Source organism: Nonomuraea sp. PA05 (assembly GCF_008086045.1).
In the GTDB taxonomy this organism is placed as follows: domain Bacteria; phylum Actinomycetota; class Actinomycetes; order Streptosporangiales; family Streptosporangiaceae; genus Nonomuraea; species Nonomuraea monospora.
In genome coordinates, this window is record NZ_VSEY01000013.1 from 169138 (window position 1) to 181570 (window position 12433).

Sequence of the window (12433 nt, forward strand, 5' to 3'; positions counted from 1 at the left end):
GCGACGATGCCCACCCCTGCCTCCGTCGAGACGCGGACGGCCCGCACCCCGGCCGGGTTGTGGCGCCGTCTGTCACGCGCCCCCGTGTGGGCCCTGCTGCGGATCCTGCCGCGCGCCTCGCGCCCCCTCACCCTGGCGCTGGCCGTGCTCATGCTGGCCGACGCCGTCCTGGCGCCCGCGCTGATGATCGCGATCTCCGCCCTGATCGGCGGCCTGCCCGCCCTCCTCTCCCCGGGGGCGGGCACCCCCGTCCCGGACGTGCTGACCGCCTTCGCCCTGCTGGTCACCGTGTACGCGGCGAGCCTGCTGACCGGCCCCGCCGTCAGAGTCACCTCCTGCCGCCTCGGCCGCCGCACGGCCGCCCTGCTGGCCCGGCTCACCATGGACGGGATGCTGCGCCCGCCGGGCATCGGCCCCCTGGAGGACCCGGGCGTGGCCGACCGGGTGCTGATGGCGCGCGGCGAGGCCGCCGGTCTGCTCCCCGTGACCAGCGCCGTCACCGCGCTGCCCGCGCTGGTCTCCTCCCGCCTGGCGGGGCTGAGCGCCGCGGCGCTGCTGCTGGGTTTCCGCTGGTGGGCGCCGATCCCGCTGATCGTGACCTGGACGGCGGTCGGGCTGTGGCGCAACAAGGAGGTACGCCGGGCGGTCGAGGCGCAGGCGGGCACCACGACCGAGCTGCGCCGCGCCGACTACCTGCGCACGCTGGCACTCGACGGCGCGGCGGCCACGGAGGTGAGGATCTTCGGCCTGGCGGGCTGGCTCGCCGAACGCTTCACGGAGGCTTGGCTGGCAGGAATGGGCGGTCTGGGCCGCACCGGCTCCCCAGACGGCACCGGCTCCTCAGACGGCACCGGCTCCTCAGACGGCACCGGCTCCTCAGGCGGCACCGGCTTTTCAGGCGACGCCAACGCCGCACGCCGCGCCAGCACCTCGCGCCGCGGCAAGGCGTTCGGCGGCTCCAGGGCCTCGGCTCGCGACGGGCTCGCGCTGCTGCTCCTGGTCCTCTCGCACGCCGCCGTCCTCATCCCCCTGGCCGCCGATTCCGCCACCGGCCGGATCAGCGTCGCGCAGACCGCGCTCTACCTCCAGGCGATCGCGGCAACGGCGGCCCTGGGCTGGCTGGGCGACCTGGAGTGGACGCTCAGCAGGGCCGCCGCCGCTGTGCCGCCCGCGCTGGAGCTGGCCGCGCTGCCCGACCCGGCTCCCGTCGTGAGCGGCCCGCGCCCCGCCACCGGGCTGCCGCGCCGGGGCATCTCCTTCGAACGGGCCCGCTTCGCCTACCCCCGCCTGGCCCGTCCCGTGCTCGACACGCTGGACCTGTGGATCCCGGCGGGCTCGTCCCTCGCGCTGGTGGGCGACAACGGCGCGGGCAAGAGCACCCTGATCAAACTGCTGGCCCGCCTGTACGACCCGCAGGAGGGCCGCGTCACCGTGGACGGGACGGACCTGCGCACCCTGGACGTCGAGGACTGGCGGCGGCAGGTCGCCGTGGTGTTCCAGGACTTCCTGCGCCACGAGCTGACCGCCCGCGACAACATCCTCTTCGGGGCGGTGGACCGTCCGCCGGACGAGGGGGCTCTGCGGGAGGCGGCCAGGCTGGCGGCGTTCGACGAGGTGGCGGCGGGGTTGCCGGGCGGCTGGGACACTCCGCTGTCGCGGCGCTTCGACGGGGGTGTGGATCTGTCCGGCGGGCAGTGGCAGCGGCTGGCGCTCGCCCGCGCCCTGTACGCGGTCGAACAAGGCGCGAGGGTGCTGGTTCTGGACGAGCCGACGGCGCATCTGGACATCCGGGCCGAGGCCGAGCTGTACGAGCGGTTTCTCGACCTGACGCGTGGCATCACCACGATCCTGGTCTCGCACCGCTTCGCCACCGTGCGGCTGGCCGACCGGATCTGTTACCTGCACGGCGGGCGGGTCGCCGAGCAGGGCACCCACGAGGAGCTGCTGGCGGCGGGTGGCCGTTACGCCCGCGCGTTCGCCCTGCAAGCCACCGCCGTGACCGGCGGCGACCGAACGCACACGCCACCGCCCAGCACCGCCACCGCCACCGCCCAGCCCACGCAGACGCCACCGCCCGCCACTGCGGTTAGAGGTGATTCCCGTGCGTGACCGGCTGCGCGCCACCGCCCTCCTCATCACCACCGCCTTCCACGCCGACCGCTGCACCGCGCTACTCGTCCTGACCCTGGCCCCCGCCGTGGGCGCCTGCGGCGTCCTCACCGCCCTCGCCGTGGGCCAGGCCACCGACGCAGCGGTGAGGCAGGACGCCCAGGCGGCCCTGTCGGCCGCCGCCCTGCTGGTGACCTCCGTCGTCATCACCTTCTCGGCGGGCGCCTACGTCTCCACCCTCCGCATCCGCCTCCAGCAACACGTCGGCCTCCTGCTGGACCACCGCCTGATGACGCTGGCCGCGGGCGTCCCCGGCCTGGCCCACTTCGAGCATCCGGCGTACCTGGACCGCATGGACCTGCTGCGCGCCGGCCGCGCCCAGCTCAGCGGCGCCTTCGGGGCGCTGGTGGAGAACCTGAGGGCGGTGTTCGAGCTGCTGGCCACGGTCGTGGTGCTCGCCTCGGTGCATCCGGCGCTGCTGGTGCTGCCGGTGTTCGCGCTGCCGGCGCTGTTCGCCGCGCACGTGGGCGACCGGCTGGTGGGGCGGGCCGAGTGGGACACGGCCGGGCAGGACCGGTTGCGCCGTACCCTGCTGGATCTGGCGTGTTCGCCGGTGGCCGCGCGGGAGGTGCGCCTGTATCGGCTGGCGGGCGAGCTGACCCGCCGCCACGACGGGTTGCGGCACGACGTGGACCGGGTACGCGACCGGGCCGACACATGGGCGGGCGTGTGGTCGTCGGCCGGATGGCTGATCTTCGGGGCAGCGTATCTGGGGGGCGTGCTGGTGTCGGTGCTGGCGGTGGCGCAGGGCCGGGGCTCACCCGGCGACGTGGTGCTGACGCTGGTGCTGGGCGGTCAGCTCGTCGGCACGGTGTCGGCGACCGTCGCGCTCGGCGGCTGGCTGCAGCAGGCGTTGCGGGCGTCCGGACATCTGCTCTGGTTGTCGGATCACGCCGCCGCGCACGTCCGCGAAGGCGGCGCGGCGCCGCCACCGGCGGCGGGCGCCGATCTGGTGCTGGACGGGGTGAGTTTCACCTATCCGGGCACCGGGCGCCCGGTGCTGCGCGAGGTGTGCCTGCGGGTTCCCGCGGGCAGCACGGTGGCGATCGTCGGGGAGAACGGCGCGGGCAAGACCACGCTGGCCCGGCTCATCGCCGGCCTGTACGAGCCGGACGCGGGCACGATCTCCTACGGCGGCGCCGATCTGGCGGAGCTGGACGTGGTGGCCTGGCGGCAGGGCCTGACCGCCTGCCTCCAGGACTTCCAGCGGCTCGAACTGCCGCTGCGCACCGGCGTCGGCGTCGGCGACCTGCCCAGGGCGGACGACGCGCGGGCGGTGTCGGCGGCGCTGGAGGCCGGAGGAGGCGGCGACCTGCCCGGCCGGCTGCCGTACGGGATGGACACCCCGCTCGGCGCGGTGCTGCCCGGCGGCGTGGAGCTGTCGGCGGGTCAGTGGCAGAAGGTCGCGATGGGCCGGGCGATGATGCGCCGATCGCCGCGCGTGCTCATCCTGGACGAGCCGACCGCGAGCATGGACGCCGCCTCCGAGCACGCCCTGTTCGCCCGGTACGCGGCCGCCGCGCGCGCCGCCCAGGACCCGCCGATCACGGTGCTGGTCTCGCACCGCTTCGCGACCGTCCGGATGGCCGACCTGATCGTGGTGCTGGACGGCGGCCGGGTGCTGGAGGCGGGCGGCCACGCGGAACTGCTGGCGCGCGGCGGCGTGTACTGCGAGCTGCACGCCCTGGGCCTGCGCGGATACGAGGGCTCCTGAACGCGCCGCTGAAGGACCTGCCGCCGTCCCCGGCGTCGCGTTCAGCGCCCCGTCGACTGGCGTTCGACCAGCTCGGCGGGGAGCCGGGTGCTGGTCCTGGGCCGGTCCGGGTCGGCCATCCTGCGCAGCAGCAGGTCCACCCCGGCGGTGCCCACCTCGTCGGCCGGCAGCCTGATGGTGGTCAGGGCCGGCTGGAGGTAGGCGGCGAACGGGTGGTCGCCGTACCCGAGGACGCGCACGTCATCGGGCACGCTCAGGCCGCACTCCCGGATGGCCCGGTAGACGCCCAGCGCCACGTAGTCGTTCGCGGTGACCACCAGGTCCGGGTGGTTGCCCGGCGTGATCACGTTGGCGGCCAGCGCGTACGCGTCGTCGGGGCTCCACGGCAGGCTGGCGCCGCTCGTCCGCCGGGTGGGCACCTTGAGCACGAGCGAGTGCTCGTGCGCGACGCCCAGGTCGTCGAGCGCGCGGCGGAAGCCCGCGATCCTGGCGGCGACCGTGCTGACGCGCAGGTCCTCCTCCAGCAGCCAGATCCGCCGGACGCCGGGAGGGGCCACCCGGACGATCGCGTCACGGATGGCCGACTCCACGTCGATGCCGACGAAGTCCAGCCCGCGGCCGGGGATGTCGCGGCTGAGCTGCACCACGGGGATGCCCGCCTCGCGCAGCGCGTCCCACACGTCGCTGCTGGACTCGGTGGCGACGCCGAGCACGCCGTCCACGCCGAACCGCAGCAGCTCCTGGACGGCGCGTTCCTCGTTGTCCGCGGAGTCCTCCGTCACCAGGAGCAGCACGGAGTAGCCGCCGGCCCGGCACTGCCGTTCGACCGCGGAGATGAGCGCGGCGTAGAACGGGTTGGACGGGTTGGTGATGACCAGGCCGACGACCATGGTGCGGCCTGACACGAGCGAGCGGGCGTGGCTGTTCGGGACGTACCCGAGCCGCTTGGCCTCGGCGCTGACCAGGGCTCTGGTGTCCTCGCTGACCTGGTCCTTGCCGGCGAGGGCGCGCGACACGGTGTTGACCGACAGGCCCAGCCGGTCGGCCACGTCCCGTAGCGTCACCCGTTGCGAACGTGCCATCCCGTCATCCTCCGGCTCAGCTCTTGCCCACCAAGTAGATCCGCAGTCTGGCAGCCGCGGCGGCGTCGCCGGAAACCCTGCAGCGTACGCGCAGCCACTGGCCGAAACCGCTGACCGGCCAGCTCGTCATCCCCGGCTCCTCGACCCGCACCGGCGGCACGTCGGCGGGGCACCAGGTGAGGCCGTCCGGTGAGATCTCGGTGGTCAGCTCCAGCGTCCCGGTCAGCTCGTGCGCCTGGACGAAGAAGCGCGCCTCCGCGGCCCACGGCAGCTCGTACGGCTCGGTGGCGAGTTCGTCGTTCACCAGCGCGGCGCGTTCCAGCACCGCGGTCATGGTCGATCGCATCGTCGTCACCAATCCACCGAGATGAGCACGGAGTCGAGGAAGAGGAAGTTGCGGATGCCGGCGTGGGTCCGGACCGAGAAGTAGAAGTTGAGCAGGTTGTCCAGGGTGCTGTAGCGGTCGGGGTAGATCGGCACCGGCACGTCGCTCATGTCCATGACGCGGTCGTTGAGCCGCAGCTCGACGTTCTTGCGGGTGGAGGTGTCGATGTCCCAGCGCAGATAGTGCCAGTTGATCTTGGTGGGCACCTCGTTGGCGCACAGTTCCAGGGGGTCGCCGAAGTAGCGCCAGTCGTCCGGGTCGGGCGCGGTGAAGTCGGCCGCGTACGGCAGGGCGAACTTGCCCTCCTGGTGGTCGCGCGGCGTCGGCTCGGGCACCACCGGATACATGAACCGCTGCGTCATCTCGCCCGCCAGGTTCGTGTTCTGGTAGCGGATCACGTTGTGATAGCGCACCCCGTTGTCGGCGCAGATGTCGGTGGCCACGGTGAACGCGCCGAACTGCGACTCCGACGGGTGCCGGTTGCCGTCCCAGGCGACGCTGGCGGGCAGCTCGTGGCCGACGGTAGCCTCCGCCTTGTACGCGAAGTACGTCTCGATGCGGACGCGGCCCCGCCCGGCCATGGTGAGCCGGCGGATGCCTGTGGCCGTGTGCCCCGGGTAGGGGCGGGTGGCGAGCTTCAGCGCGTAGTTGCCGCTGAGCGTGCCGTGCGTGCCGACGTCGAAGAACGAGCAGGAGGAGAGCTGCGGCGGCCGGAAGTCGCGCATGTGCTCGTCGACCGTGCCGAGGTCGCCCCGGCCGTCGTAGTTGCCGATCAGCTCGGTCCAGCCGTGGGTGGTCGAGTCGAACCGGTCGAAGCACAGGATCCGGCCGAGCGGATCGTACTTCGACAGCCCGGCGTCGGTGGCCGGCGCTGCGAGTCCCATGCGCAGTCCTCTCTCATTAACGCTCACGTAAACACCTGATTGCCGAAACCCTTGACCTGCTGAGCAGGCCACTCGTAATGTTGCGGCCACATTAACGTTAATGGTCCGAATGCGGGTGCGCAATCAGCAAGCTGGATTGAGGGAGCCAAGGATGACGAAACGGCTGAGCCGGGCGACGATCGCCTCCACGGTCGGCACCGCGCTCGAGTGGTACGACTTCTCGCTGTACGGCACAGCCGCCGCGCTCGTGCTGCCCCAGGTGTTCTTCCCCGCCGGCGACCCCGTGGCGGCGACCCTGTCGTCGCTGGCCACGTTCGCCGTCGGGTTCTTCGCCCGGCCCGTCGGCGGCATCGTCATCGGCGTGCTCGGCGACCGTATCGGCCGCCGCACGATGCTGTTCGTCACCCTGCTCCTGATGGCGGCGGCGTCCACGCTGATCGGCCTGCTGCCCTCCTACGCCTCCATCGGCGCGGCAGCACCGGTCATGCTCGTGGCGCTGCGCGTCGTGCAGGGGCTCGGCGCGGGCGGCGAGTACGCGGGCGCCATGCTGATGTCCGCCGAACACGCCGAGACCCGGTCACGCGGGCTGAACGCCAGCGCCCCGACCCTCGGCAACGCGGTCGGCTCGCTCGTCGCGACGGGCGTCTTCTTCCTCGTCTCCGCGGTCATGCCGCACGACGCCTTCATCGACTACGGCTGGCGCATCCCGTTCCTGCTCAGCGTCTTCGTCGGCGTGGCCGGCGTGATCGTACGGCTGAAGGTCTCCGACACCCCCGAGTTCCGCGAGGCGCGCGACAACGCCGGCCCCGGCGGCGAGCACGCGATGGCGCCGCTGCGGGCGCTGTTCGCCTCCTCCCGCCACAAGATCGTGCCCGGCATGCTCATCAGCATCGCGCCGAACGTGATCAGCTACCTGCCGTCCGTCTACGCCCTGACCTACCTGACCACGCACGTGCACACCGAGGCGTGGGTCGGCCTGATCGGCATCGTGATCGCCAACCTGGTCAAGCTCGTCACCGTGCCGACCGCGGGCTGGCTCTGCGACCGGTACGGGCGGCGGCCGGTCATGGTCGCCGGATCGGTGGCGGCGGCCGTGCTGTTCTACCCGTTCTTCTTCATGCTCGACACCGGCACCCCCGTCGTGATCTGGGCCGCCTTCGTGATGATCTACACGCTGTGCAACGACCTGACGCTCGCGTCGCAGGCCACGATGATGTCGGAGCTGTTCGACGTCCGGTACCGGTACACGGGCGTCACGTTCACCCGTGAGATCGCGGGTGCCGTCGTCGGTGGTTGCATCCCGTTCGTGGCGGCCTGGCTGGACGGGTGGTCCGGTGGGCAGCTCTGGCCGATCGTGGTGGTGTCGGCTGCGCTGTGCCTGCTGTCGGCGCTCGGCACCAGGTTCATCGAGGAGCCCGCCCACCTGCGTGAGCCGGTTCCGGCTACGCGTTGAGGCCGCACGGGGCATCGGCGCCCCGCTCCCGGGCGCGGCGCGGACCACACCGAAGGCGGAGATCGCGCGGCGTGCCGGAATATCCGCCGAACGGTGGCCGGTGGAGCGCCCGCGCCGCCCATAATGCGAGGAAGACGCATCACAACGGGAGGCCGTATGACGACCCCCGCCTCCGGGGTGGGCTCCAGGCTGGGCCGCGCGCTCCTGCTGGGGCTGGCCGTCGCGCCACCGGCGGCGCTGGGCGTCGCCCTGTGGGAGTGGGTGCGGCAGAACGTCACCGCGGCGGTGCTGCTCACCGCCGGGTACGAGCTGGTGCTGCTCGCGGGCGGGTTCGCCGGGAAGGTCTTCGGCGACTTGCAGGACCGGTGGGTGAAGAGCGCGGCCGACCGTGCGGACGAGCTGCTGCGGCGTACCTCGTCACGGTTCGAACGCGACTACCGCCGGCAGGTGCGTGAGACGGTCAGGTTCGTCGACCAGAAGGGGTTGATCACCCGGGGCGACGCCCCGGAGCTGGAGCAGATCTACGTCGACGTGAGCCTCGAATCCCGCCCGCCCCGCGAGAGCGCCGGCGGCGCGCTGGTCGCCGGCCTGCCGGCGGTCTCCCACGAGCGCCGCTCGCTCGGGGACTTCCTGCAGCGGGGCCGCCCCGCCGTGCTGGCGCTGATCGGCGCGCCCGGCACGGGCAAGACCACGCTGCTGCGGCACACCACCCTGCGCCTGTGCTCGCACGACCGGGCCCTGCCCGTCCTGCTCTACCTGCGCGACCACGCCGCGGACATCGTCGAGCGGCCGGACGTCGGACTGCCCGAGATCATCGCCGCCCGGCTGGGACGGCTGCGCGAGCAGGAGCCGGCCGGCTGGTTCGACGGCCGGCTGGAGCGGGGCCGGTGCGTCGTCCTGCTGGACGGCCTGGACGAGGTGACCCGCGAGGAACACCGCCGCCTGGTGGTGGACTGGGTGGAGCGCCAGATCGCCCAGTACGCCCAGAACGACTTCGTGATCACCAGCCGACCCTACGGCTACCGCGAATACCCGCTCGACAGCGCGGCCGTGCTGCTCGTCCGGCGCTTCACCGCCGAGCAGATCGCCATGTTCGTCCACGCCTGGTACCGCGCGGCCGATCGGGCCCCCGGCCCCTCCAAGGGCGGCCCGGAAGCCCTGCTGGCGGAGCTGCGGCGCAACACGCAGCTCTACGACCTGGCCGCCAACCCGCTGCTCCTCACCATGATCGTCAACGTGCACCGCATCCGCGGCGACCTGCCCGGCACCCGCGCCGAGCTGTACGCCGAGATCTGCCGCGTCGTGCTCTGGCGGCACGACGTCAGGCGCCCCGGCACCTCGCTGGACGGCGAGCCCAAGGAGCAGGTCTTGCGCGAGCTGGCCTACACCATGATGGAGCGCGGCACCCGCGACCTGCCCCGCGCCGAGATCACCGCCCTGATCGAGGCGTCACTCGCCCGCCTGGCCCCGGACGACCCGCCGCCCCCCGCCACCCTGCTCACCGACCTGGAGAACAGCGGCCTGCTGCTCGAACGCGAGGCCGGCGCCTATTCCTTCTCCCACCAGACCTTCCAGGAGTATCTGGCCGCCGCGCACATCCACGACCACCCCGACCTGCGCCCCGGGCTGCCCGCCGCCGTGAACGACCCGTGGTGGCGCGAGACGATCCTGCTGTACGCGGCGCGCGCCGACCCCACCGCCATCGTGCGGGCCTGCCTGCTCTCCCGTACGGTGCCCGCGCTGGCGCTGGCCTTCGACTGCGTGGACGAGGGCCGCCCGATCGCCCCACGGGTGCGCGCCGAGCTGGAAGGGCTCCTCGACACCCCGCAGGACGGCGACCCGGAGCGGAACCGGTTCCTGTCGGCGGTCGCGGTCCCCCGTCACCTGCGTGACGTGGTCCGCGTCAGTGACCAGGTGGCGGTGTGCTCCCGCCCCGTCACCCCCGACCTGCACCGCCGGTTCGGCCTGTCCTCGCTGACCTGGCCCGAGGACGTCGAATCCTTCCTGACCTCGGTCAACGACCTGTTTCCCGGCGGGCCCGTCTACCGGCTTCCCACCCGCGACCTGGCCGCCGACCCGGCCTTCGCCGTCATCGCCGACCCGGCCGCGCGTCCCGTCTGGGTGGCCGAGCCCGGCGGGCCGCCGGGCCTGCACACGGCCGGCCCGCTCCCGCACCCGTTCACCGCCACGCCGCAGGAGGTGACCGACCGGGTGCAGGAGGACCTCAAGGACGCCAAGGTGCGCGACACCGCGCTGCTCGCCTGTCTCCTCTACCGGGTCTACCTGCGCAAGGCACTGAACAGCAACGTTCCCTACCAGGAGGAGTTCGGCAACCTGTTCCAGCTCGCCGAGTTCGTCAAGGATCCGCGGCGGGCGCGGGAGCGCGAGCTGGTCAAGGCCGACCTGGACGACTCAGGGGCGTACCACGACCGGGTCCTGCGGTTCGTCCACGACCGCACCGACCTGCTCAAGTCCGACATCGACCAGGTCCAGAGCCTCGTACGCGGCCTCACCCGCGACCGCCGGCTCGCCGACGCCCCCGGCGTCGATCTGGCCGGAGCGCGGCGCGCCTGCCTCATCGGCGGTATGGCGATCTTCCTGTGCCGCTGGATCGCCGCCAACAAGCGGGCCCCTGTTGTGGAGGTCCGGGCCTCCGCGTCCGCCTCGATCCTCCAGCCCGACCGGGGCCGGCCACTCAGGCTCTTCCAGCTCGTACGGACGTATCTGCTCAAGTCCGGCGCCCCGCCACTACCTCCGCAGGCCCTGCTGGCCGCCGTCCGGGACGGCGTCGCGGAGCTGTCCCGGCTGACCGGCCTGGGCGGGGACCGGGTGAACCTGGAGAGGGTGGGCACGGAGGCGCGCATGGCCTACGACGTGGCCACGTCGCTGCGGGCCGTCGCCGAGGAGGGGCTGGCCGGGACGGGGACGTCCGACGCCGACTTCGTCCGCTGCGTGCGGCTGGGCGCGCTGGCGGTGGCCGCGGGGATCATGCACAAGCCGACGCTGAAGCCCGTGGCCAGAAGCTTCTGGGAGATCGCGGTGGGGATCACGGCGCTCGAACGCCGCGTCACCGGCTCCTCCGCGGACGCGCTCATCCTGGTCCGCTCCTGACCTCAGCACGACGGCGACGGAGGCGATCAGGAGCGATCAGCGGCGATCAGCACTGCCTCGCCGACCGGGGACGGGCCCGCCCCGCCCCCTCGGCCACCCGCCGGACGACGAGGGCGTCAGTCATTGTGGTATCCGCCATCAGGCTGGTAACCGCCGTCAGGCTGGTATCCCCCGTCAGGCTGATATCCGCCGGCCGGGGAGACCGGGATGCCGGATGCCTCCCAGGGGAACTGCCGCGCGACACCCGGCGCCGCCGCAGTCCTCTCAATGCAGCTTCCGGTGCACGAAGCCGCCCCTGCCGCCGTCCCACCGAACGTCACCATGGCCGTAGCCAGCAGACCCGCCGTCGCCGTGGTGGTCACGATCTTCCTGATCATCTTTACCCCGTTTCCCGGTTGGCTGTCGTCGGCGTCCAGGGCTGAGAGCCTCCGCAGGCACCAGTCGCTCTCCCCGCGCGGTGCCCTCTGCCGGATCGCCTCCTGAACCGTACGGGCCTGTCGTTGAGGAGGCTGTTACCGAGGACACTAAAGTGACGTTGGCTCGTCTCATCGCGCTCGCCGGCGGGTGTCGCATGGTCAGTCCGAGCGGGCGGTGAGGCGTTCCCAGTTGCGGTGGCCGATGTCGGCCTTCTGCCCGTCGGTGAAGGGCGCGTTCTCCAGGAAGGAACGGGCGGCGCCGTCGCTGGTGTCGACATAGGGAAAACCGCCGGGCCGGAAGCCGTAGGTGAAGGGGTAGTCGGTGGAGTACAGCATCCGGTCGGTGCCCATGACCTCGGCGGTCCAGCGCAGGTAGCGTGGGCTGTTGGTGCCGCTGCCCGCGACCCAGAAGTTCTGCTTGAAGTAGTCGGCGAGCGGCCGCTGGAGGCCGCCGGCCTGGGCGAAGAATCCGATGTGGTCGAGATAGAACAGGACGACCTCGCCCCAGTGCCCGGCGATCACCTGCAGATCGGGGAACCGGTCGAAGACGCCTGAGAAGATCATCCGCAGGTACTGGACACCCAGGTCGTAGTACCAGCCGATCGCCGCTCCGGCCAGCGGCGCGCCGATCGGGCCGATGCCGGCGTAGTAGGCGTCGATCACCGGCTGGACCGGCGTCTGCGGGTGGAAGTGCAGCGGCACACCGAGCCGCTCGGCGGTGGCGTACAGCTCGTCGTTGCCGGGGTGGTCGGCCGGTTTGTCACCGGTGCGGCCGTACAGCATGGCGCCGGGGAAGCCCAGCTCGCGCACCGCCCGCTCCAGCTCGGCCGCGGCGGCGGCCGGCGACTGGGTGGGGATCGCGGCGAACGCCTGAAAACGGTCGGGGCGCGAGGCGACGATCTCCGCGAGCTGGTCGTTGGCCTCGCGGGCCACCGTGATCGCCTCGGCGGCGGGCAGGTCCTGCACGCCGGGTGAGGACATGGACAGTACGGCGACGTCGATGCCCTGGTCGTCCATGTGGGCCAGGCGCTGCTCGCCGGTCTCGCGCAGGTTTCTGGCGATCGGGCTGTCGCCGAAGCCGCGGGCGGGGATCTGTGGCGATCCGGCCCGCTGGTACGCCTCGTGGACGGCGGGTACGACGACGGTTTCTTCCACTCCGATGATCCGCAGACGGTCGGACATGCTGACGCTCCCCAGATGGCTGTCTCCGATGGCAACG

Annotated in this window: 8 protein-coding genes; 4 read left to right on the plus strand and 4 right to left on the minus strand. The window is 72.5% G+C overall.

Annotated elements, in window-relative coordinates:
• Positions 1-6 precede the first annotated feature (6 nt).
• Positions 7-2109 carry an ABC transporter ATP-binding protein gene (locus FXF51_RS61965; protein WP_222871403.1) on the plus strand — a complete coding sequence of 701 codons (2103 nt, stop codon included), beginning with the start codon at positions 7-9 and terminating at the stop codon, positions 2107-2109.
• Positions 2102-3883: an ABC transporter ATP-binding protein gene (locus FXF51_RS21785; protein WP_148436365.1), complete on the plus strand. Its 1782-nt coding sequence runs from the start codon at positions 2102-2104 to the stop codon at positions 3881-3883. Before FXF51_RS61965 ends, FXF51_RS21785 begins: the two co-directional genes overlap by 8 nt.
• Positions 3884-3924: 41 nt before the next feature.
• Here the strand turns inward: FXF51_RS21785 and FXF51_RS21790 are convergent, their stop codons facing one another.
• The 3 genes from FXF51_RS21790 to FXF51_RS21800 are packed head-to-tail and all read right to left on the minus strand — an operon-like array spanning position 3925 to position 6234.
• Complete coding sequence (locus FXF51_RS21790; RefSeq protein WP_148436366.1) at positions 3925-4965, minus strand: LacI family DNA-binding transcriptional regulator; 1041 nt, start codon at positions 4963-4965, stop codon at positions 3925-3927.
• Between the two features lie 16 nt (positions 4966-4981).
• Entirely contained in the window at positions 4982-5311 is a 330-nt protein-coding gene (locus tag FXF51_RS21795; RefSeq protein WP_148436367.1) for a hypothetical protein, read from the minus strand.
• Positions 5312-5316: 5 nt separating this feature from the next.
• The gene (locus FXF51_RS21800; protein ID WP_148436368.1) at positions 5317-6234 is read right to left on the minus strand and encodes a DUF6772 family protein; all 918 of its coding nucleotides are present in this window, start codon (positions 6232-6234) and stop codon (positions 5317-5319) included.
• Between the two features lie 151 nt (positions 6235-6385).
• Here FXF51_RS21800 and FXF51_RS21805 point away from each other — a divergent pair, with 151 nt between their 5' ends.
• Both FXF51_RS21805 and FXF51_RS21810 read left to right on the plus strand, forming a co-directional pair.
• Positions 6386-7687 carry an MFS transporter gene (locus FXF51_RS21805; protein ID WP_148436369.1) on the plus strand — a complete coding sequence of 434 codons (1302 nt, stop codon included), beginning with the start codon at positions 6386-6388 and terminating at the stop codon, positions 7685-7687.
• Between the two features lie 156 nt (positions 7688-7843).
• Entirely contained in the window at positions 7844-10798 is a 2955-nt protein-coding gene (locus tag FXF51_RS21810; RefSeq protein ID WP_148436370.1) for an NACHT domain-containing protein, read from the plus strand.
• 575 nt (positions 10799-11373) lie between these two features.
• Here FXF51_RS21810 and FXF51_RS21815 read toward each other — a convergent pair.
• A complete protein-coding gene (locus FXF51_RS21815) occupies positions 11374-12396 on the minus strand; it encodes an amidohydrolase family protein (protein WP_148436371.1) in 1023 nt (340 codons plus the stop codon).
• Between the last annotated feature and the right edge of the window lie 37 nt (positions 12397-12433).